20 protein-coding genes and 3 pseudogenes are annotated in these 22285 nt (G+C 58.2%); 18 read left to right on the top strand and 5 right to left on the bottom strand.

The genetic code is table 11. The annotated features are described in order from the left end of the window. Together Q1A59_RS05340 and Q1A59_RS05335 are read right to left on the bottom strand one after the other, a co-directional pair. Positions 1-225 (bottom strand): annotated as a pseudogene (locus tag Q1A59_RS05340) (hypothetical protein); the annotation flags it as partial. Positions 226-356: 131 nt separating this feature from the next. Next, complete coding sequence (locus tag Q1A59_RS05335) at positions 357-1244, bottom strand: CRISPR-associated ring nuclease (RefSeq protein WP_298401058.1); 888 nt, start codon at positions 1242-1244, stop codon at positions 357-359. A gap of 162 nt (positions 1245-1406) precedes the next feature. Here Q1A59_RS05335 and Q1A59_RS05330 point away from each other — a divergent pair, with 162 nt between their 5' ends. The 4 genes from Q1A59_RS05330 (at position 1407) to groL (ending at position 5343) form a co-directional block, all read left to right on the top strand. Beyond that, positions 1407-2555, top strand: a complete 1149-nt coding sequence (locus Q1A59_RS05330) for a CRISPR-associated protein Csx3 (protein ID WP_298401061.1) — start codon at positions 1407-1409, stop codon at positions 2553-2555. 264 nt (positions 2556-2819) lie between these two features. After that, positions 2820-3350 (top strand): DoxX family protein, encoded by a 531-nt coding sequence (locus tag Q1A59_RS05325; RefSeq protein ID WP_298401064.1) that lies wholly within the window; start codon positions 2820-2822, stop codon positions 3348-3350. A gap of 56 nt (positions 3351-3406) precedes the next feature. Next, positions 3407-3700, top strand: a complete 294-nt coding sequence (gene groES, locus Q1A59_RS05320) for a co-chaperone GroES (protein ID WP_298401067.1) — start codon at positions 3407-3409, stop codon at positions 3698-3700. A 5-nt stretch (positions 3701-3705) separates the two neighbouring features. Next, entirely contained in the window at positions 3706-5343 is a 1638-nt protein-coding gene (groL, locus tag Q1A59_RS05315) for a chaperonin GroEL (protein ID WP_298401069.1), read from the top strand. A 72-nt stretch (positions 5344-5415) separates the two neighbouring features. Here groL and efp read toward each other — a convergent pair whose 3' ends face one another. Continuing rightward, on the bottom strand, positions 5416-5985 hold the full coding sequence (efp, locus tag Q1A59_RS05310) for an elongation factor P (RefSeq protein ID WP_298401071.1): 570 nt from the start codon (positions 5983-5985) through the stop codon (positions 5416-5418). Positions 5986-6377: 392 nt separating this feature from the next. On the opposite strand from efp, the gene Q1A59_RS05305 reads away from it, so the two are divergent. The 3 genes and pseudogenes from Q1A59_RS05305 to Q1A59_RS18150 form a co-directional block, all read left to right on the top strand. Then, entirely contained in the window at positions 6378-7334 is a 957-nt protein-coding gene (locus Q1A59_RS05305) for a D-2-hydroxyacid dehydrogenase (RefSeq protein ID WP_298401073.1), read from the top strand. A gap of 210 nt (positions 7335-7544) precedes the next feature. After that, a complete protein-coding gene (locus Q1A59_RS05300; protein WP_298401075.1) occupies positions 7545-8741 on the top strand; it encodes a PLP-dependent aminotransferase family protein in 1197 nt (398 codons plus the stop codon). A gap of 324 nt (positions 8742-9065) precedes the next feature. Beyond that, positions 9066-9233, top strand: a pseudogene (locus tag Q1A59_RS18150) (GxxExxY protein); the annotation flags it as partial. A 228-nt stretch (positions 9234-9461) separates the two neighbouring features. Here Q1A59_RS18150 and Q1A59_RS18145 read toward each other — a convergent pair. Both Q1A59_RS18145 and icd read right to left on the bottom strand, forming a co-directional pair. Then, positions 9462-9818: a CBS domain-containing protein gene (locus Q1A59_RS18145; protein WP_366144834.1), complete on the bottom strand. Its 357-nt coding sequence runs from the start codon at positions 9816-9818 to the stop codon at positions 9462-9464. Between the two features lie 108 nt (positions 9819-9926). Further along, a pseudogene (icd, locus tag Q1A59_RS05290) lies at positions 9927-11264 on the bottom strand (NADP-dependent isocitrate dehydrogenase); the annotation flags it as partial. A gap of 449 nt (positions 11265-11713) precedes the next feature. Between icd and Q1A59_RS05285 the strand changes: the two are divergent. The 11 genes from Q1A59_RS05285 (at position 11714) to nuoK (ending at position 22284) form a co-directional block, all read left to right on the top strand. Continuing rightward, entirely contained in the window at positions 11714-12070 is a 357-nt protein-coding gene (locus Q1A59_RS05285) for an NADH-quinone oxidoreductase subunit A (RefSeq protein ID WP_298401084.1), read from the top strand. Then, positions 12061-12585 (top strand): NADH-quinone oxidoreductase subunit B, encoded by a 525-nt coding sequence (locus Q1A59_RS05280; RefSeq protein ID WP_298401087.1) that lies wholly within the window; start codon positions 12061-12063, stop codon positions 12583-12585. The genes Q1A59_RS05285 and Q1A59_RS05280 overlap by 10 nt, the downstream gene beginning before the upstream one ends. A gap of 1 nt (position 12586) precedes the next feature. Next, positions 12587-13105, top strand: a complete 519-nt coding sequence (locus Q1A59_RS05275; protein ID WP_298401090.1) for an NADH-quinone oxidoreductase subunit C — start codon at positions 12587-12589, stop codon at positions 13103-13105. 3 nt (positions 13106-13108) lie between these two features. Then, positions 13109-14344, top strand: a complete 1236-nt coding sequence (nuoD, locus tag Q1A59_RS05270; RefSeq protein ID WP_298401093.1) for an NADH dehydrogenase (quinone) subunit D — start codon at positions 13109-13111, stop codon at positions 14342-14344. A 315-nt stretch (positions 14345-14659) separates the two neighbouring features. Further along, entirely contained in the window at positions 14660-15352 is a 693-nt protein-coding gene (locus tag Q1A59_RS05265; RefSeq protein ID WP_298401095.1) for an NAD(P)H-dependent oxidoreductase subunit E, read from the top strand. 42 nt (positions 15353-15394) lie between these two features. Beyond that, positions 15395-16699: an NADH-quinone oxidoreductase subunit NuoF gene (gene nuoF, locus Q1A59_RS05260; RefSeq protein ID WP_298401097.1), complete on the top strand. Its 1305-nt coding sequence runs from the start codon at positions 15395-15397 to the stop codon at positions 16697-16699. Positions 16700-16860: 161 nt separating this feature from the next. Then, complete coding sequence (nuoG, locus tag Q1A59_RS05255) at positions 16861-19569, top strand: NADH-quinone oxidoreductase subunit NuoG (protein ID WP_299644226.1); 2709 nt, start codon at positions 16861-16863, stop codon at positions 19567-19569. Positions 19570-19665: 96 nt separating this feature from the next. After that, positions 19666-20886 (top strand): NADH-quinone oxidoreductase subunit NuoH, encoded by a 1221-nt coding sequence (gene nuoH, locus Q1A59_RS05250; RefSeq protein WP_298401101.1) that lies wholly within the window; start codon positions 19666-19668, stop codon positions 20884-20886. Between the two features lie 35 nt (positions 20887-20921). Beyond that, on the top strand, positions 20922-21419 hold the full coding sequence (nuoI, locus tag Q1A59_RS05245) for an NADH-quinone oxidoreductase subunit NuoI (RefSeq protein ID WP_066790056.1): 498 nt from the start codon (positions 20922-20924) through the stop codon (positions 21417-21419). Between the two features lie 56 nt (positions 21420-21475). After that, a complete protein-coding gene (locus Q1A59_RS05240) occupies positions 21476-21982 on the top strand; it encodes an NADH-quinone oxidoreductase subunit J (protein WP_298401109.1) in 507 nt (168 codons plus the stop codon). Then, positions 21982-22284 carry an NADH-quinone oxidoreductase subunit NuoK gene (nuoK, locus tag Q1A59_RS05235; protein WP_298401111.1) on the top strand — a complete coding sequence of 101 codons (303 nt, stop codon included), beginning with the start codon at positions 21982-21984 and terminating at the stop codon, positions 22282-22284. The genes Q1A59_RS05240 and nuoK overlap by 1 nt, the downstream gene beginning before the upstream one ends. The last annotated feature ends 1 nt before the right edge of the window (position 22285 follow it).

Raw genomic sequence — 22285 nt, 5'->3', positions numbered from 1 at the left:
CACGCAAACGATTTGCAACAACGGCTCAAACGATTCGCCGACGGTGAGCGCCAAGGTGTGAACCTTGCCAAGACTATGCGAAGGTTTTGCCGTGCTGAGTTCTCTACCGAGGAGCTGGTCAATATAACATTCATAACTGCTGAACCTGTTTGCACTTCTGCTTGACTTCTCCCAGTACTCTCTGGTACGGTCCTTTATGTCAGATTTAGTTAGCTGAAAGCTCATATCTCTTATCCTCCTAATGCTTCGTTCACAAATCCCTCTGCAAATCTACCACACCCCCCACTCCCTCTCCCTCCCCACCTCTACTGATTATTTCTCAGCACTCCTGCTGATCCCACCACGCGGGCAGCCTGCTATACTCGCTCGATGAATGCGGCAAAATGCTCGCGGATAAAGCGGTAATCGCGCGGCTCACCGTCCGCAAGGTTCCACGCAACACGACACTCGGCAAGAATGGCGGTTTTGTGTGTATTGACCGTGCTCAACGAAATCGACAACGCATCGGCGACCTGATCAGGGCGCAATCCGCGGGCAAAGGCGCGCAGTACGTCGCGCTGGCGCGGACTGAGACGCTCCCACACTTGGCGGCAGCGCGGATCATCTACCGCGGCGACGCGGTGCATCTGCTCCTGCACTGCGTGCATCGGCATCTGCGCCAGCGACCGCAGCGCCGGAAAATAGGCGCCCCACGGTGCCAGCGGCGCTTGGATCAACTGCACGCCGTCGGCAGGAGTTACATGCATTTGCGCCCCGTCTTTGACCCGCTGCAACGTCGTTTCTGGTGTGTACATGTGCCAGATGCGGTCTTGATGGTCGCAGAGCAGCGCGGCTGCCGACATCGCCAGTAGCGCGATCATGCGCCGTCCGCCGCTGAGACAGAGGTGCAGTCGCCGCCCTTCACGCTTGAGATCGGCGATCAGGTTGCGTATGCACTGCCACGTCGCTTCAGCGTCGGCAGCCGTGCGGATGTCGGTCAGTTCCGCGCCATTGATACGGATAGGGACGCGGCGTAGTCGGCAGCGCTGACCGGCGTAGTAGTCGTCGGTGAATTCGGCTTGCAGGCGCTGCCATGCCTGTCGAGTGTGTGGATTGGCGAGCGCGAGATGAACGATGTATACTTCGTCAATTACGTCGCCCTGTGCAAGTAAAGCGTCGAGTGCAAATGTGACGACTTGGGGTTGGCCGCCGAGGGTGGCAATGAGCGTCGCCGGTTGTAATACTGCTGATGTGCTCAATGTCATACCTTTTTGTTTTAAACTCGATACGCAGCATGATAGCATAGTCGTTGAGCCAAAATAGGCTCATGGTGGCCAGAAAAGCCATCGATAGTTTGGTCGGTTTATGCTACGTACCGCAACGATGGTGTGAATTATTTAGCACTTCTAAATTAGATGGAATGAGCAATGCAGTCGTTTCCGGCAGTGATGATAGGTGGGCCGCCACATAGTGGCAAATCGGTATTGGTGTATCGATTATCACAGATGTTGCGTGCGGCAAGGGTGGAACACTATGTGTTGCGCGCTTGTCCCGATGGCGAGGGCGATTGGATTCAAGAGACCTCTGCCGAGCAGGTGCGGTTGTTGCGCCAGAAAGGGCAGTTTAGCAATGAGTTTGTAGAACGGGTGCATCGCGATATTGCGCAGCGACATTTGCCATTGTTGGTTGATGTGGGTGGAAAGCCAACGCTTGAACAAGAGCAGATATTGCGCGCTTGTACGCACGCGGTACTGTTAGCGGCATCACCAAATGGGTTGAGTGAATGGCGTGAGCGATCTGAGCGGTGCGGTTTGAGCGTGATTGCTGAGTTGCAGTCGGTGCTGCACGGAGCGGACCGGATTGATGAGGAGACTCCGGTGTTGCGTGGCGTTATTAGTGGGTTGGAACGTCAACGTCCTCCTAATGGTGTGATGGTGACAAAGTTGAGTGAGCGTTTGACTCGTTTGTTTACGTTTTCTTCCGAAGAGCTGAAGAGACGCCATTTCCAACACGCGCCGACTGAACTGGTGGTTGATCTTGACCGGCTGGCACACGTTGTTGGTAGTGCAGGCCGGCTTTGGCAGCCGTCCGATCTGCCGCAGGTGTTCACTGAAGTGCCGGCCATCGCGTTGTCTCTCTACGGTCGTGGGCCTAACTGGCTGTACGCGGCTCTAGCCTTGCATGCCGCGTCCCACGAAGTGTTTCTATTCGATCCGCGGTTGGGATGGGTGCAGCCATCAGTTGTCGCTCTTGGTCACCCCTCTGCGTCATTGCTGCAATGGCGTCTGCGCACGCAGTCGACCTGTTCGTGGCTCGAAGTGCAACCCCTCCAACCGTATCTTGATTACGATGAAATGCGAACGATAATTGCTCCGCCTCTTGATCCCGAGCTTGGTGTAATTCTGAGCGGTAAGTTGCCATACTGGTTGTTGGTTGGTCTGGCCCTTGCCTACCGTTGTCATCCTTGGCTGGCAGTGGTGCAGGCTCAGCAGTATGGCTTTGGTGTTGTAGTGATGAGCCGGGATGAGCGATACCGCGTGGGTGACGAAGTAAGCGTGGACGAGGGGTCAGGCTAGACTGTAGAGGGGTAAGATTGGGGTGGGGGATTCTTGCCGTCTTTCCCCTCTGGGGAGCGGGCCGGGGTGAGGGGTGGAGGGTGGGGGCACCCTGCCGTGTGCCCCTGCAAAACTTCTAACACATTACTAACACTCCGCTGATAGCGATCTAACATCGCTTCTTTATCTGCATGGATGTACGCCTGTTTGAATCATCATCGCTTCATCAGTGTAGCGCGTAAGTGTGGCACTGCTGTGCGTTGACGATCAAGGAGGTGGTACGCGATGACGATGGATCTTGGCCTGCTCATCCTGCAAGTGGTCATCGGCTTACTGATGATGGGCCACGGTGCGCAGAAGTTGTTTGGCTGGTTTGGTGGCCAAGGCTTGCGCGCCACCGCTGATTGGTTGGCGAGCATGGGTCTACGCACACCCCGTTTCTGGGCGCTGATGGCCGGTTTGGCTGAGTTCGGTGGCGGGTTGCTCTTCGCCCTCGGCCTTCTCCATCCGATTGGCCCGCTGGCGATCATTGCCGTGATGATCGCGGCGATTGCCCTCGTCCACTGGTCGCATGGCTTGTGGATCAGCAATGGCGGCAGCGAGTACAGCTTTGTGCTCGCAGTGCTAGCTGCGGTAATGGGTCTGTGGTCTCCCGGCGCCTACTCGCTTGACCGCGTGCTCGGCATTGCTTTGCCGCAACCGCAGACCTTCTGGGTCGGCCTGATCCTCGTACTGGTTGCTGTCGCCTTCGCGCTGTTCAGCCGGCAACGCCAGTCGATAGCGACGCCGCGCAGCGCTGGGCAAGCCGCTAGCTAGTCGCACTGGGGCGTCGCTTGCTCGACGCCCCGTACTCAGACAACAGGAGGTTGCCTGTGCAAGTTCGACCGTTGCATGATCGGGTAGTGGTGAAACCCAAGCCGCGGGAAGAGAAGACCAAAGGTGGCATCTTCCTGCCCGATACCGCGAGTAAAGAGCGCCCAATGGAGGGCGAGGTGATCGCGGTGGGACCGGGCCGGCGTGCGGATGATGGTAAGATCATCCCGATGAGCGTTGAGGTCGGTCAGCACGTTCTCTTCGCGAAGTATGCTGGCACTGAGTTCAAGATCGATGAGGAAGAGTATCTGATCCTGCAAGAGAAGGATATTCTTGGCATCATTCAGGAGTAGGTGATATGGCGAAGCAACTGATCTTCGATCAGCAAGCTCGTACTGCACTGAAACACGGCATTGATACCCTTGCCCTCGCGGTCAAGACGACGCTTGGCCCGCGTGGTCGTAATGTTGCGCTCGATAAGAAGTGGGGTGCGCCGACCGTCACCCACGACGGTGTGAGCGTCGCGAAAGAGATTGAGCTGAAGGATCCGTTCGCTAACCTTGGCGTACAACTGCTCAAGCAGGCCGCTGTCAAGACGAACGATGTCGCCGGTGACGGTACTACTACGGCGACTGTGTTGGCCCAAGCGATCATCAATGAGGGCCTGAAGCTGGTAGCCGCTGGCGCCAACCCGATGCTGCTCAAGCGCGGTCTCGATAAGGGTGGGCAAGCCTTGGTGGCGCGGATCAAAGAGCAGGCGATCACTCTCAAGACCCGCGATGAGATCCGCAATGTAGCCACCATCTCGGCGCAAGATGCTGAGGTTGGCGAGTTGCTGGCGACCGTGATGGATAAGATTGGCCGCGATGGCGTTGTGACGGTCGAAGAGGGCAAGAGCACCCATCTCGAGCACGAGCTGGTCGAGGGTATGCAGTTCGACCGTGGTTATATCTCGCCCTACTTCATCACCGACTCGGCCCGCATGGAGGCAGTGCTCGACGAGCCGTATATCCTGATTACCGATAAGAAAATTAGCTCGATCAAGGATCTGCTTCCCATCCTTGAAGCGGTGCTGAACAGTGGCAAGAAGGATCTGCTCGTGATCGCCGAGGATGTGGACGGAGAGGCACTGGCGACGCTGGTGGTCAACAAGCTGCGCGGTACGCTCAACGCGCTGGCGGTGAAGGCCCCCGGCTTCGGTGATCGGCGTAAGGCGATGCTGCAAGACATCGCGATCCTTACTGGCGGTACGGTCATCTCCGAGGAGATTGGCCGCAAGCTTGAGAGCGCGACCCTGCAAGACCTTGGCCGCGCCCGCCGTGTCAAGGCCGATAAGGATAACACGGTTATCGTTGAAGGCCACGGCGATAAGCAAGCGATTCAGGCTCGCATTGCCCAACTCAAGCAGCAGATCGAGACCACAACCTCGGATTACGACCGCGAGAAGCTGCAAGAGCGGGTGGCGAAGCTGTCGGGTGGCGTGGCCGTGATCAAAGTTGGCGCACCGACCGAGCCGGCGATGAAGGAGCGCAAGGCCCGCGTCGAAGACGCGCTCAACGCGACTCGCGCTGCGGTCGAAGAGGGTATCGTGCCCGGTGGCGGTGTCGCTCTGCTAAATGCTATCCCGGCGCTCGATAACGTCACGACCCAATTTGAAGAGGAGCGTATGGCGCTCAATATGCTCCGCCGCGCCCTCGAAGAGCCGCTGCGCCAGCTCGCGACCAACGCTGGCGAAGATGGTTCGGTGGTAGTCGAGAATGTGCGCAACGAGCAACGTAAGCATAACAACCATCACTTCGGTTACGACGTGATGACCGGCGCTTACGTTGATCTGATGCAGGCTGGCATTATCGATCCGGCTAAGGTGGTGCGTACCGCGCTTGAGAATGCGATTAGCGTCGCCGGAATGGTCTTAACCACCGAGGCGCTGATCGTCGATGCCCCCGAACCTAAGAAGACCAATAATACGCCGTCAGTGCCAGACGACGATTTCTAATCCGTTGATAAATAAAATATTGTAGCGACGCATAGTCGTGCGTCGCTACAATATTTTTTACACGCCCCAACCTCACACCCGCGTAATGTATTCGCCGGTGCGGGTGTCAATCTTCAACACGTCACCCTCATTAATGAATGCCGGTACCTCAATCACCGCCCCTGTCTCTAGCGTGGCTGGCTTGGTAACGTTTGTTGCTGTGTCACCGCGCACCGCCACCGTCGTCTCCACCACCTTCAGGTTGACGAAGATCGGTAGCTCAACGCCGATGATTACATCCTTGTCAGCGTCGTATACCAGATCGACCGTCTCGTTCTCTTTCATAAACTTCACCGCGTCACCCACCAGCTCCGCCGAGACCGGAATCTGATCGAAGGTGTCGTTGTCCATAAAGATGAAGTTGTCGCCCTCGCGGTAGAGGTACTGCATGGGGCGGCGCTCGATGCGCACGATGTCGATTTCAGCCCCGGCTCGTACTCGATCTTCTATGACTTTGCCGGTGGTTAGGCTCTTCATCTTCATTCGGACAAAGGCGCGCCAGTTGCCCGGCGCGACGTGCTGAAATTCGACGACCTGATAGAGATCGTTGTTGTAGCGAATCACAATCCCGTTGCGCAGATCTGAAGTTGTTCCCGCTGCCATGCTAATATGCTCCTCGTGATAGCTTTTTTTGCGACAACATAACACAAGCCGGGCAAGATTCGCTTCCCGGCGAATGCTATCACTATAGGCGGAAACGCGATTCTGCGCAAGTAACGACGAAGCAACGACGCAGAGGAGGCCAAGACGCAAAGAGTTTTGACGCAAAGACGCAACGGGCGCAAAGCATGCAAAGGTTTTTGTTGGCAGGGGTAGTAGCGCGCTTGGCTTCACCTATAAAATACTTCGCGCCCTCTGTGTTCTTGGTGCCTTTGCGTTAACCATGCTCTGCGCCTTCTCCCTCTCTGAACCATTCTCTTGACTGATCAGCCTTTTCCGTAGATTGGGTACAATACCTTTGGAACCGTTCCATCACGCATCCTTGAGGAGACTCCATGAAGCTCGTGTTGCCCGGTCTGCTACGCGATGAACTCATCCCTCGCCTTGAAGCCGTCGCGCCGCAGGCAACCATTGTTTGGTACGATCAGCACGGCGAACCGGAAGCACCGATCGCCGATGCTGAAGTGCTCTTGCGCTGGTTTTTTACCGCCGAGCAGTTGGCCCGTTTGGTGCGCCAGATGCCGGCCTTGCGCTGGATTCACATTGCTCGTGCCGGTGTTGACGGTTCGCTCATCCCCGAAGTGCTCGAGCGCGACATCATCGTGACCAACTCCGCCGGTGTGCATGCCATTCCGATCAGCGAATTTGTTATGCTGTTCGCTCTTAGCCACGTTAAGCAAGCCGCTCGCCTGCACCAGTTGCAAGCCGCCCACCAGTGGCGCGAGCAAGACATGCAACTGCGCGAATTGGCTGGCGCGACGATGCTGATCATCGGTCTCGGCCAGATTGGCCAAGCCATCGCCGAACGGGCCAGCGCCTTTGGCATGCGGGTATGGGGATCGCGCCGCAACCCGCGCCCCATGCCCGGTGTCGAGCGGGTGGTTGGTGAGGGGGAATGGAGATTACTCCTCCCCGAGACCGATTTTGTGGTCATCGCCGCGCCGCTCACGCCCCTGACGCGCGGCATGTTTGGTAGAGCAGAGCTGGCGCTGATGAAGCCTGATGCTTATTTGATCAATATTGCCCGCGGCGAGATCGTTGACGAAGCCGCGCTGATCGCTGCCCTCCGCGATCGCCGTATCGCTGGCGCCGGTCTCGATGTCTTCGCCCACGAGCCGTTGCCGCCCGATAGCCTCTTCTGGGAGCTGCCGAATGTCTTTGTCACCCCGCATATCTCGTGGAGTTCGCCGCATATTCGGGCGCGCACGCTGGATATTTTCGCCCGGAATCTGTGGGCGTTTCTAAATGACGAGCCGATGATCAACGTTGTTGACAAGCAGGCCGGATACTGAGGGCGCAAAGTGTTTTTTAACGCAAAGACGCGTAGATCGCAAAGGGCGCAAAGTATGTTGTATGGTGAGGCACAAGTGTGCTTGTCCCATTCCAAAAAACCTTCGTGCTCTTGGCTTTCTCTGCGCCTTTGCGTTTATCATCCTTAGCGTTCTCTACGTGTCTTTGCTCGCTTTGCGCCTTATGCTTAAGTGATGAAGGAGTATACATTCATGACTGCAACCGCCGACCGTCTCATTGATCTGTTCGCCGCCCGCGTGCGCAATGTGACGCCACCGCTCTTCGGCGCTGCTGGCGAGCCGGCCCGCCCGTTGATCAGCCTTGCCTACGGCCTCGCCGACCCCGCCCTCTTCCCCCGCGCCGAGCTGATGGCCGCCGCTGCCGAGGTGTTAGCCTACGAGGCCGCCGAGTCGCTCAATTATGCGCTGTCCTACCCCGGTCTGACTGACCAGATCGTAGCCCGTTTATGCGCCGAGGGGGTGGAGGCCCAACCCGAACAGGTGCTAGTGGGTTATGGCTCCGGCCAGATTCTGGCCCTCTTGCCCGAAATCTTTGTTGAGCCGGGGGATGTGGTGATTATCGAAGGGCCGAGCTTTCTCGGTGCGGTCAAGCGGTTTGCCCAGAGTGGCGCCCGGCTGGTAACAGTACCGGTTGACGAGCACGGGATGGATGTCGCGGCGCTAGCCGATGTCTTACGCCGCCTCGCCGCCGATGGCCGGCGGCCCAAGTTTATCTACACCATTCCCACCTTCCACAACCCGACCGGCGTCACCCTCAGCCTCGACCGGCGCCGACAGGTGGTGGCGTTGGCTGCTGAATACGGTGTGCCGGTTGTTGAAGATGATGCGTATATCGACCTGCGTTTTGGTGGTGAATCGCTACCTTCTTTAGCGGCCCTTGATAAGGAGGGTTGGGTTATTCGTGTCGGTACATACTCGAAGATTCTCGCCCCCGGCCTGCGTATTGGCTGGGTGCATGCCCGCCGCGAAATCATCGACCGCCTGCTCATGGTCAAAGCCGAAGGTACCACCGGCCCCTTTATCACCCGCGTTGTCGCCCGCTTTAGCGCCGAAGGCCGGCTCGAACGGCACATTGCCGCTCTTCGGCAGCAGTATGCCAGCAAATGCGCCATAATGGCCGCAGCGATTCGCCGCCATTTCCCCGCCGAAGCGCGCTTTGTGCTGCCGGTGGGTGGCTTTTTCATCTGGGTCACACTGCCGGCAGGGGTCAGCGCCAATGCGTTGCTCACCGCTGCCCGTGCCCGCGGCGCCGAATTCTTGCCCGGTACTGCCTGCTTTGCCGAACCCGGTTACGGCGATAATGCGATTCGGCTTGCGTTCAGTTTTCAATCGAGTGATCGGATCGAGGAAGGGATCGCCCTCATTGGTGCCGCATTCAGCGATCTGTAGACACAGAGGATTGGGAACCGCAAGGCGCAACGATCGCACAGGCCGCGAAGGTTGGGTTGGCACGGTACAAATACACTCGTCGCCCCCTTCTCAAGGCTTGGCGCCCTTTGCCGCCTTCGCGTCTTTTCACCGCATCTTGTAACCGGATGAAACGGTTTCATATACAGGAACCGTTTTACTTGCACAGGAAGCGACAATAGACGAGAATCCATTAAGCCGACACGTTATTACTGCCGCGATCGAGGTGCATCGTATCCTTGGCGGGGTAGGTCTGCTCGAACGAGTTTACGAAGAACTCTCGGGTGGGAGCTATCTTAAGCCGGTATTGATGTTGAGCACCAGAAATGTCAAGTCAAGTACAAACACACAACCCTCGCCGCACCGCTGCGGGTTGATCTGCTCGTCGGTAGGTTGGTCATCGTTGAGTGCAAGGCCGTCGAAACCTATCACGAAATATTCACGGCTCAAGCCCTCACCTACTTGCGCTTATCTGGTCTTAAGCTAGCGCTCGTCATCAATTTCGGCGAACGGCTGCTCAAAAACGGAATCCATTGCGTCATCAACCGGCTACAGCAAGACGCAAAGGGCGAAAAGAAGCTTAACGCAAAGGAAATGGAGGGGGCGCGAAGGTTTTTAGGGAATGGTACAAGCACGCTTGTGCTCCAACCATTAATCAAATCTTCGCGCCCTCTGCGCCTTGGCGTTAAACCCTCTGCGCCTTTACTCCGCGACGTGGCTGAAGATATCAGTCTCCGAGATGATCCCAATCGGTTCGCCGTTCTCAACCACTGCCAGCCGGCGGATGTTGCGCTCGACCATCAACGCCGCGCACTCGGCAATCGGAGTCTCAGGGCTAACACTCAGCAATGGCCGCGTAGTTAAATCACCGACAGTCAGACCATTCACAGCCCGACCCTCGCGTACCACCTTCTTCAGCACGTCACGCATCGTCATAATGCCCCACTGCCCGCTCGCGTCAGGCTTGACGATCACCGAGTGAATGTTGCGCCCGCGCATATAGATCGCTGTCTCGCGCAATGACGCCTCAGCCGGTACGGCCACCACCGCCCGCGTCATCACCGCCCCCACGCTATCGTGTGGATAGACCTTGCCGTCAGCTCGGCGCAGAATCTCCGGCCCAAAGGTCTCTTCGGGGTGTGGCACCTGCCCAGCAGCGATCTTCTCCATATTGGCGATGATCAAGCTGCCGAACTCTGATGTCTTCACCTCCCGCGCACCCTCCATCAAACGGGCGAAGTCGTAGGTGACGGTCTTGTCGGCGATCGTGCGCTCAAGGCCAGCGATGATCAGATCGGCTGCTTCCGTCCAGCCCATATAGCGGAGCATCATCTCACCCGACAAGATGACCGAGCCGGGATTGACCTTATCGAGGTCTGCATACTTCGGCGCCGTGCCGTGGGTCGCTTCAAAGATGGCGTGACCGGTAACGTAGTTGATGTTGCCGCCGGGAGCGATGCCGATGCCGCCTACCTGCGCCGCCAGCGCATCCGAGAGGTAGTCGCCGTTGAGGTTTGGTGCGACAATGACATCAAACTCGTCGGGCCGCGTCAGCACCTGCTGGAAGATAATGTCGGCGATTGTGTCCTTGACCAGAATCTTGCCGCTGGCCAGTGCCTCTTTCTGCTCGGCGTTAGCCGCCGCCTCACCGCGCGCCGCCTTGGTGCGCTCCCACTGCGCCCACGTATAGACATAATCGCCAAAGGCGCGCTCGGCATACTCGTATGCCCAATCGCGGAAGGCGCCCTCGGTGAACTTCTGGATGTTCCCCTTATGCATGATAGTGATGCTTTTCCGCTTGTAGTTGATGGCGTATTGAATCGCTGCTGCCATTAGCCGCTCGGTGCCGATGCGGCTGATCGGCTTGATGCCGATGCCTAATTCGACCTTGCCTTCTGGCTCCTCGCCGATCAACCGGCGGAATGCATCAGTCTGTTCGGGGGTACCGAAGCGAATCTTCTCAAAGTCTTTGGGAAATTCCTGCCGCAAGAACTCGATAATCTTAGCTGCCTCGGCACTGCCGCCCCGATACTCAATCCCAGTGTAGACATCCTCCGTGTTTTCGCGGAAGATCACCATGTCAACCTTTTCCGGGTGCTTGACCGGTGACGGCACGCCGGGGAAGTGGCGTACTGGACGCTGGCAGACATAGAGGTCGAGATGCTTGCGTAGGGCCACGTTCAGCGAGCGGATGCCGCCGCCGACCGGTGTGGTCAGCGGGCCTTTGATCCCGACCAGATACTTCTGGAAGATCTCGATCGTCTCATCCGGCAGCCAGTTGCCGGTCTGCTGGAAAGCCTTCTCACCCGCCAAGACCTCGACCCACTCAATCTTGCGCTTGCCACCGTAGGCCAATGCAACTGCCGCATCAAATACACGCACGCTGGCCCGCCAGATATCGCGACCGGTACCATCGCCTTCGACGAAGGGGATGATCGGGTGATCGGGTACCTGCAAGCGCCCGTTAATGATTTGAATGGCCTCGCCTGCTGGCGTCGAGTTCATTGCTCTACTCCTTCACACCTTACAATAGATTGCGGCCTGTATTATAGCCGACAATTGCCGTCTTGACTACTGTCTAATGTTGCAACGTAGTTTCAATGAAATGTCCAATATCTGCACACTTCCTGCACGGAATTGTGAGGCGCCGAGGGGTTAACGTAAAGACGCGAAGGGGTTAGCCCAAAGACGCAAAGAGCGCGAAGGGGTTTGGAGATGGTATCAGTGCGCTTGTGACCCAACCATTCCCTAAAACCTTTGCGCCCTCTGCGCCGTTGCGTTTAAAAACCTCTGCGCTGCGTCTCTGCCTCGTTTTGCACGGGTGTTTTCAGATAGATCGCACCGGCAATTTCCTTAGATCGTGCTGATTGACACAAGTCTGAAGACAGGTATAATTCCATTGACACTTCTGCCCGCGCTGCCGGGTTTCGCGTTTGCACGCTGTGAGGCCGCTTATGTTTGAGCCTTATGTTCCGGTTCTGATTCTTTTTCTGATTGCCGTTTTCATCGCTGCCTTCGTTATCACCTCCTCGGCTTTGCTTGGCCCGCGTCGCAGCACGCCGCGCAAGCTTGCGCCCTACGAGTCAGGCATGGATCCGGTGGGGCCGGCGATCCGTCGTATTCCAGTCAAGTTCTATGTCGTGGCGATGCTCTTCATCGTGTTCGATATTGAAGTCGTCTTCTTTTATCCGTTTGCGCTAGTTTTCCGCGACCTTGGCCCAGCTGGCCTCGCCGTGATGGGGGTCTTCTTTCTGGTGCTGCTCGTCGGCTTTGTCTATGAATGGAAGAAGGGAGCGTTGCGATGGGAATAGAAGAGAAGGCCGGCAATCTGGGCATTGTCACCACTACGCTTGAAACGGTCGTCAATTGGGGGCGCACGAATGCGATGTGGCCATTGCTGTTTGGTCTCGCCTGTTGTGCCATTGAGATGATGGGCGCGCAGGCGAGTAATTACGATCTCTCGCGGTTTGGCATGGAGTTGAACCGCGCATCACCGCGCCAAGCCGATCTGATGATCGTCGCTGGGCGCGTGTCGCGCAAGATGGCCCCGGTTGTGCGCCGGCTGTATGACCAGATGCCCGAACCCAAGTGGGTCATCGCGATGGGTGATTGTGCGGCATGCGGCGGTATTTTCAATAACTATGCCATCGTCCAAGGTGTCGATGAGGTGGTGCCGGTCGATGTCTACGTCGCCGGGTGCCCGCCGCGCCCTGAAGCCTTAATCGATGGCATTATGATGCTCCACCAGAAGGTAATGCGTGAGAAGATTAACGGCAAGAAGGAAGCGCCGATCCGGATTGAGCATCCGCTTATGCAGGTGAAGTAATATGGATAATCAGACGGTGCTTGCCGCGTTGCGCGCGCAGCTTGGCAAAGAGATTCTGGCAGTGAGTGAGTTCCGAGGCGATCTGAGCGTGACTCTGACACCGGCTGGCTATCTGGCTGCGGCCCAGTTGCTGCGCGACGATCCAGAGCTTGCCTATACCTTCCTCGAAAATCTCTGTGGGGTTGATTATCTTGGCCGCAAGCCGCGCTTCGAGGTAGTGGCCCACCTCACCAGTATGCGCCATCGCCATCGCGTGTGTTTGAAGGTTGGGTGCGATGAGCCGAACCCGGCGGTTCCTTCGCTGACGCCACTCTTCCCGACCGCCAATTATCAAGAGCGTGAGACGTTCGATTTGCTGGGGATCACCTTCACCGGTCATCCCTCGCTCACTCGGATCTTGCTGCCCGATGATTGGATTGGTCACCCGCTGCGCAAGGATCATCCGCTCGGCGACGAAGAGATTGCGTTTTCGTTTAACCAAGACCGTATCTACGCGCGCAAGCCGTTTGCGAGGGAGTAGTGTATGGCCGAACCGATTACTGTCCCTACCCCCCAACAGATCATTGAGCCGGCCCTCGCTGGTCGCACCGAGACGATGGTGCTGAATATGGGGCCGCACCACCCTAGCACGCACGGCGTGTTACGCTTGGTGCTCGAACTCGATGGCGAAGTCGTGGTCAACGTCGCCCCCGATGTCGGTTATCTTCATACCGGTATCGAGAAGACGATGGAGAGTAAGACCTACCAGAAGGCGGTGGTGTTGACCGACCGCATGGATTATTTGGCCCCGCTCTCGAATAATCTCTGCTATGCGCTGGCAGTCGAGAAATTGCTTGATGTTGAGATTCCCGAACGCGCTCAGATCGCTCGTGTCTTGCTTACCGAGTTGCAGCGCCTTTCCTCGCATCTGGTTTGGCTCGGTACCCATGCGCTTGATCTGGCGGCGATGAGCGTCTTCCTCTACGCCTTCCGCGAGCGCGAGCAGATTCTCGATATCTTCGAGCTGGTCTCCGGTGCGCGCATGATGACCAGCTATTTCCGCATCGGCGGTCTCGCCTACGACCTGCCGGCGGATTTCATTCCTACCGTCGAGCAGTTCCTCGCTATTATGCCATCCCGTATTGACGAGTACGAGGATCTCCTGACCGCAAACCCGCTCTGGCTTGAACGCACCGTCGGCGTGGGTGTGATCGATGCCCAATCGGCGATTGCCCTTGGCCTCACCGGCGCCAATCTGCGCGCGACTGGCGTCGCTTACGATGTGCGCAAGGCGATGCCCTATAGCGGTTACGAGACGTATTCGTTTGAAATTCCGATCGGGAAGAACGGTGATATTTACGACCGCTATCGTGTACGCATCGCCGAAATGCGCCAAAGTGTCAAAATCGTGCAGCAGGCGACCGAGCGGCTGCGCGAGTTGGGGCCGGGGCCGGTGGTGACGCCAAACCGCAAAGTTGCTCCGCCACCCAAACGTGAGATTACCGAAAGCATGGAGTCGCTCATCCACCACTTTAAGTTGTGGACCGAGGGCTTCAAGCCGCCGCGCGGCGATGCCTATGTCAGCATCGAGTCTCCTCGCGGCATCCTTGGCTGCTATGTGGTGAGCGATGGCAGCCCTAAACCGTGGCGGGTTCATTTCCGCGCGCCATCGTTTATCAATTTGCAGAGTCTGGCTCACATGGCCAAGGGCCGGTTGGTGGCCGATCTCGTTGCACTCATCGCCAGCCTTGATCCAGTGCTCGGTGAGGTGGATCGTTGAACTATCACCCCCTCTCCGACGCGAGCGAGCGTGGGGCCGGGGGCGAGCACGCGCTACAATAGGTGCAGAGCGTGTTAACCCTTTCCGACGCGAGCGGGGCCGGGGACGAGCGCAAACAAACGAATAGCCGCAACAGGGGCAAAAACTAGGTGGGTCTTTGCGGTCGTTTCGCAGCTCTGCTTCCCCTGCGAGCGGGAGCGAGACTGAGTGCGGGTCACAATGCCAATGCAGGACACCAAGCAGCTCTCCTCTCTCCGTCCACGGGGAGCGAGGCTAGGGGTGAGGGGCCATCCATATCTGTCCACGGAGGAGACCGTGACGCTACTTGAAATCCATCAAGCTGAAATCGAGGCAATTATCGCTCGCTACGCCAGCAAGCGCAGCGCAGTGTTGCCGTTGTTATACCTTGCCCAAGACACATACGGCTATCTGACCGATGATGCTATCCGTGAGGTGGCGGCGATTTTAGCATTGCCGGCCACCGATGTTTTTGAGGTGGTTGGGTTTTATACCCTCTTCTACAATCGTCCGGTCGGGACGTGGGTGCTGCAAGTGTGCGATGACGTGCCTTGCTGTTACTGCGGCGCCGAGGAGCTGATCGCGGCGCTTAAGCAGACACTCGGCATTAGCGAAGACGAGACCACGTCCGACGGGATGTTCACCTTGCAGCGGGTGAAGTGTCTAGCTGCGTGCGACCGCGCACCGGTGTTGCAAGCGAACCTCGATTATGTGTACGATGTCACCCCTGATCGGGTGCAAATGCTGTTGAACGATCTGCGTGCTCGCGCCGCTGAAGCGCGCAAGCGTGGCGTTAGTGGCCGTTTCGCCGAAGATTATGAGTTTACTCGCGACGGCCGGCTGGTGCAGATCGAGCGGTTTTCACCCTACCGTCCACGTGAGTTCGTGATCGAACCACCCGCTGCGCCGGCCTCTCCGCCATCCTCGGTTGCTCCCGAAGCCGATGCCGGGCTGGATCGTTCGGATACTCGTAAGGCCTCGCCGTTGTGATGCCGCGCCGCTGCTGTTTGGCGCGCTAGAAAGTTGGGTGCGATGGGGCTGAGTGAACATATTGTGATGCGGGAACTCGATATTCCCGATATTGCCGATTTTGAAGTCTATCGTCGCCACGGCGGCTGGGAAGCGTATCGCTATGCGCTGACCGAGAAGACGCCGGCTGATATTGTCCAGATGGTGAAAGAGTCGGGTCTGCGCGGGCGCGGCGGTGCCGGCTTTCCCACTGGCATTAAGTGGGGCTTTTTGCCCAAAGGCGTCTATCCGCGTTACCTGCTCTGCAATTGCGACGAGTCTGAGCCGGGGACGTTCAATAACCATCAGATTATTGACAAGAATCCCCACCAGTTGATCGAAGGGGTGGCATTATCGGCCTACGCCATCGAGGCCAATGTGGCCTATATCTATATGCGTGGCGAGTTCGCTGCTGCGGCGCGCACGCTCGAACGGGCGATTGCGCAGGCCTATGCTGCCGGCTTTCTTGGCAAGAAGATTCTCGGCACCGATTTCGATCTCGATATCTACGTCCATCGCGGTGCCGGTGCCTACATCTGCGGCGAAGAGACGGCCTTGATGGAGTCGCTAGAGGGCAAGATTGGTCAGCCGCGCCTCAAGCCACCCTTCCCCGCCGTGGCCGGTCTGTACGGCAAGCCAACGATCATCAACAATGTCGAGACGCTGGCTAACGTGCCGCGCATTGTCGAGAAAGGCGTGGCGTGGTACCGCTCGCACGGCACTGAGAAGAGCCCCGGCACTAAATGCTTTTCGCTCAGCGGTCACGTCAACCGTCCCGGCAACTACGAGCTGCCCTTCGGCGTACCCTTGCGCGAACTGATCGAATCGCCCGAATATGGCGGCGGGATGAAGGGAGGCCGTCCGGTGAAGATTATCATTCCCGGCGGCGCATCTGCGCCGTGGCTCACCGCTGAGCATCTCGATGTGCCGCTCGATTACGAGAGCGTCGCCGCCGCTGGTTCGATGCTCGGTTCCGGCGCGGTGATTGTGCTTAACGATACCGTCTCAGCGCCGCATGTCGCCTATAAGATGGACGAATTCTTCAAGCACGAGAGCTGCGGCAAGTGTACTCCCTGCCGCGAGGGCACGCATTGGCTTGTGCGCGTGCTTCATCGCATGGTGGAAGAGGGCCATGCCACCACTGCCGATATTGATACGCTGCACAGCATCTATCGCCAGATGGCCGGCAACTGCTTCTGCTTGCTCGGCGAAAGCGCTGTCATGCCGATCAAGAGCGCGTTGCAGCTCTTCCCGCACGAATTCGAGGCGCTGGTGAAACAGAGCAGCCACCGGAATGGTCATCATATTCCGCTCATGGCTCACCGGTAGCTCAACGCAGGGAGGTAGGGAGTGGGGCGTAGGGAGTGAGATGTAGCGATGGCCTTTCCCCTCTCCATTCCGCGATACAGTGGCTCCCCGCTCCCCGTCTACAGGGAGCGGGGTTGGGGGTAAGGGGTCATCCATCCGTTACTAGAATAGGGTCACCTACAATGCCAGATGTGACGCTTACCATTGATGGAGTGCGGGTAACGGTGCCTGCCGGTACCAATATTGTTGATGCGGCTCGCCAAGCTGGGATCGCAATCCCGGTCTTCTGCTACCATCCACGCCTCAAGCCGGTCGGTATGTGCCGGATGTGTTTGGTTGAAGTCGGTACGCCAAAGATCGATCCGGCTACGCGCCAGCCGGTGCTTGACGCCAATGGCCAGCCGGTCATTGCGATGATGCCCAAGTTGCAAACCGCCTGCACCACGCCGGTGAGTCCGGGGATGGTGGTTCAGACGACCACTGAGCAGGTGAAGTTTGCCCAACGCGGTATTCTCGAATTTTTGCTCACCTCGCACCCGCTCGATTGCCCAGTGTGCGACAAAGGTGGCGAGTGCCCGTTGCAGAACTTGACAATGGGTTGGGGGCCGGCGGTTTCACGTTTCGATTATAACGATAAAGTGCATTTCGAGAAGCCGGTCAAGCTGGGCGACTTGATCTACCTCGATCGCGAGCGCTGCATTCTCTGCGGGCGCTGCGTCCGTTTCCAAGACGAAATTGCCGATGATCCGGTGCTCGGTTTTGATAACCGGGGCCGCAATTGGATGATTATCTCGAAGTCGGATCCGCCCTTTAACAGCAAGTTCTCGGGCAATACAACCGATATTTGCCCGGTAGGCGCACTCACCAGCAGCGATTTCCGCTTTAAGGCGCGGGTGTGGGAGTTGCAGAGCAAGCCGGTGGTCTGCACGCTGTGCCCGGTTGGTTGTAACCTCACCCTCGATATGCGCCACGACCGCCTCATGCGGGTGATGCCGCGCGAGAATGCGGCGGTGAACGATATCTGGATTTGCGATAAGGGCCGTTATGGCCATCGCTTTATCGAGTCGCCCGATCGTCTGACCACGCCGTTGGTGCGGCGCGATGGCAAACTGGTGCCGGTCAGTTGGGACGAGGCGCTTGAGGTGGTGGCCGATCAGTTGACGATTATCCGGGCGCGGCACGGCGGCAATGCCTTGGCCGGTTTAGCCGGGCCGCATCTGAGCAATGAAGACCTTTACCTCTTCCAGAAGCTGCTGCGCGAGTTGGGCAGCGAGAACATTGATACCGGCAGCGGCGGCCCAGCAGCGTACCCACCTGATGAGATTGGCGGCTTGCTTGCGCCCGGCCCCGGTACCGATCTGAGCAAGCTCGGCGCGGGGACGGTGGTGTTGGTGGTGGGGGCCGATCCCGAAGAGGAAGCGCCGCTCTATCTGCTGCGTCTGCGCGGGATTGCCCAGCGCGGTGGCAAGCTGATTGTCGCCGGTCTACGCCCGACCAAGCTCGACCGTTCGGCAACGAAGGTGGTGCGCTACCGGCCCGAAGGTGAATTGGCATTTGTCCATGGCCTGTTGAAGGCGGCGCTCGAAGCGGGTGGTAAGCCGGCAGCGCTCGATCGGGTGCATGGGTGGAATGATCTGCGCCGAGCGGTTGGCCAGTCGAAGCTCGCTGATCTTGCGGCGGCATGCGGGTTGCCGGTGGCAGAGTTGGAAACGCTGGCGCAAGATATTCTCGCCGCCGAGCAGAGCCTGATCGTCTACGGTTGGGAAGCGCGCAGCGCCGGACCGGCGCTGGCCGAAGCGCTCGCCGCATTGATGCTGTTGACTGGCCGGGCTGGTACAGCGAACAATGGTCTCATCGCTCTGTTGCCGGGCGGCAATAGCCGTGGCGCAATCGAGATGGGGGTGCGTCCCGATGCTGGGCCGGGTTATGTGCCGCGCAAACAGGCTGGCCTCGATGCCAACGGCATCTGGGCCGCAGCGCAGGCCGGCAAGGTGCGCGCCATCTGGCTGGCCGGCATCGATCCGGCGGCCAAGCTGCCCGCCGCCCGCGCGGCGCTGGAAGCGGCTGAGTTCGTAGTTGTGCAAGACCTCTTCCTCACTGCGAGCGCCGAATTGGCCGATGTGGTGCTGCCGACGGCTAGTGTCGCCGAACGCGAAGGCACGTATACTAACGCCGAGCGGCGGGTGCAACGCTCGCGGCAAGCCTGCGCGCCGGTGGGTGAAGTCCGGCCTGACTGGCAAATCATCGCCGCAGTGGCCCAAACGCTGGCAATGGTGCCGATTGGCAGTGGGCGTAACGGCCCGATCTCGATCACAGCCGAGGCATGGGAGTACGTGGTAGCGGCTGATGTCGCCGCCGAGATCGTTGCTAAAGTGCCGGGCTATGCCGGTATAACCTACGCTGCCTTAGCCGCTACCGGCACTGGCGGTAGTTGGGGTCGCCAATCCGATGACGCTATCTACTACGATGGCACCAGCTATGCCAACAATGAGGGGGTAGGTCTGGTGTTGCCGCCGGCGCTGGCTAAAGGCGTGACTTTGACTTTCACCGGCGCGGTCACTGGCTTTGCCGATGACCGCCCGCTGCTACTGCTCGAACAGGTGTTAGCTTATGACGGCGACCGCTACCTGCGCGGATCAAAGTTGCAGAATCTCGTACCGGCAGGGTACGTAGCGATTAGCGCTGATGATGCGGCCAAGTTGAATATCCACAGCGGCGATCGGGTGCGGCTTGCCTCGGCTGCCGGTGAATTGGTGCTGCCGGCGCGGGTGCTGGCTGATCTGCCGGCTGGCATAATCTTGTTACCAGCAGGGTTGGCCGACGTTGAAGCAGCCGCTATCGAAACCGGCCCGCGCACACGAGTGAGTCTGGCGAAAGTGGTGATGGGGTAAGCGCATTCTGTTTCCGGTAACCTACCGCTCCCCTGCTCCCGCGTTGTGGGAGCAGGGGTTGGGGAATGAGGGCATCATGCCACAAAGGGAGCGATCATGGATTGGCTCACCATTCTGATTATCGTCATTCAGTGCTTTGTCATCACCCTTGCGGTGACAACAGCCTTCGCCTATTTGACTCTGTTCGAGCGCCGGCTCCTTGCGCGCTTGCAGCACCGTGTCGGACCCAACCGGGCCGGGCCAAAGGGCTTTTTGCAACCCGCTGCCGATGCTGTCAAGCTCTTTTTTAAGGAAGATATCGTGCCGGCAATGGCCGATAAGCCGGTCTATCTGTTGGCGCCGGCGCTTGCCGTGATTCCGGCCCTGATCATTTGGGCCGTCATTCCGTTCGGTTGTCTCAACCTTAACTGGGATTATCAGGCCTGTTATGATCCGGCGCGGGCCAATTTGTGGAATATCTTGCAGATTACCGATCTGAATATTGGAGTGCTCTATGTGCTGGCTGTGACCAGCATCGGCGTCTACGGCATCACGCTGGCCGGTTGGGCCTCGAATAACAAATACTCGATGCTCGGCGGCATCCGCTCCTCGGCGCAGCTCATCTCGTATGAGTTAGCGCTGGGGTGTGCGGTGCTTAGCGTGGTGATGACCTATGGTACCTTCTCTACCCACGAGATCGTTACGCAGCAACAAGGCGGCTTGTGGGGCATCATCCCGCAATTGCTCGGTTTCGTGCTCTTTATGGTGGCGGCGACTGCCGAAGTGGTGCGCGCGCCGTTCGATCTGGTCGAAGCTGAGCAAGAGTTGACTGGCGGTTACAACACCGAATACGGCTCGATGAAATTCGCGCTCTTCTTTATGGCCGAATATATTAAACTCATTGCTGTCTCGGCCTTGGCCGTCACCTTCTTCTTTGGCGGCTGGAACTTCCCCGGCCTCGACATTCTGGGCCGGGAGGTGACGGCGCTGGCCGGGCCGGTGGCCGGTAGCATCGTCTTTGGTCTTGTCTCGCTGGGCGCGTTCTTGCTCAAGGTCGTCATCTTCTTGTTCATCTCGGTCTGGGTACGCGCTTCGTGGCCGCGCTTGCGCTACGATCGCTTGATGGATTTGGGTTGGAAGTGGTTGTTGCCGGTCGGCTTGCTCAATCTGGTCTACACTGCGGTTGTGATCGTCCTTGTTCCCGATCGGGTGGTGCATTCGTGGGTCTTGTTCGGCTTGGGGGCATTAACCATTGCGATTGCCATTGGTTTCAACCGCACCCCCAAGCCGGTGGATAACGTCACCTTGGTCAACGACATACAGATTCCCCAATCGTAGGGGTGATGCGGCGCATCGCCTGAAAGGATAGACGTATGCTCAAAGAACTGGTTAAAGGGTTAGGAACCACGCTGCGCTACATGTTCAAGCGTCCGGTGACGGTGCAATATCCCGAAGTTAAGCGTCCGGTGCGCGAGCGGTTCCGTGGCCGCCACGAGCTGAAGCGTTTCGCCAACGGCCAAGAGCGTTGCATCGGTTGCGCGCTGTGCGCCGCAGCCTGCCCCGCCGATGCAATCTTGGTCATTCCGGCGGAAAATGACCCCGCTAACCCGCGTTCACCCGGCGAGCGGTATGCTGCGGTGTATGAGATTAATATGCTGCGCTGCATCTTTTGCGGCTATTGCGAAGATGCCTGTCCCACCAACGCCATTGTGCTCGAGCACCAGTATGAGTTGAGTTTTTATGACCGGCGCGCAGCCATCTACACCAAAGAGATGCTGCTCGTGCCCCCAGATAAAGGTCACGGCGAGCCACCGCCGATCTTGCAGCAGCTTAACCGGCAACCTAGCCCGCCGGCCAAGATTGATTTGTGATCTGGCGCAGAGGAGCTTGGTTCGCCTCTGCGGTTGCAATATCTGGAGCACGGTGTATGGACTTAATCCTGTTCTTCATCACAGCCGTGATCGCGATTACCGGCGCGGTGGCGATGCTGGTTTCGCGCAATGCGGTGCATAGCGCGCTTTTTTTGCTGTTGAACTTCACCGCCATCTCGGTAATGTATTTGTTGTTGAGCGCTCCCTTTCTGTTCGCGATCCAGCTCACTGTTTACGCCGGCGCGATTATGGTGTTGTTTCTGTTTGTGGTGATGTTGTTGGGCGCCGAGAAGGTGGAAGATGCGCCGGATCGGATTGCGTGGCAGCAACCGTTGGCATTATTGTTGGGCTTGGCCTTGTTGGTGGTATCGGTCGTGGTTGGTTTGGGTGGTGCTACCACGCCGCCGCCAGTCGGTGAGGCGCTGGCCCAGTTCAGCGATCCGCGCTCATTGGGGGCGCTGCTCTTCACCGAGTATCTGCTGCCGTTTGAGGTGACCGGGTTTATCCTGCTGATCGCGGTGATTGGAGTGGTGGTCTTGAATCAGCGCGGGAGGAAGATCTGATGGTGCCCACCTCGTATTATGTGTTGCTCAGCGCCATTCTGTTTACTATCGGTGTGCTTGGCGTCTTGCTCCGGCGCAATGTGATTGTGGTCTTTATGTCGGTTGAGTTGATGCTCAACGCGGCCAACTTGGCGCTGGTCGCGTTTGCCCGTGAACGGCTTGCGGTGGAAGCGCAGGTGCTCGTCTTCTTCGTGATTACGGTGGCTGCCGCTGAAGTGGCGGTCGGTTTGGCGCTGCTCGTCTCGATCTTCCGCACCAAACGCACGGCAGATGTCGATGAAGTCAGTACATTGAAGGGCTAGC

It is taken from the genome of uncultured Chloroflexus sp. (assembly GCF_937951745.1).
Taxonomy (GTDB): Bacteria; Chloroflexota; Chloroflexia; order Chloroflexales; family Chloroflexaceae; genus Chloroflexus.
The sequence above is the reverse complement of the archived record's forward strand: the minus strand, read 5'-3'. Positions and strand labels throughout refer to the sequence as shown.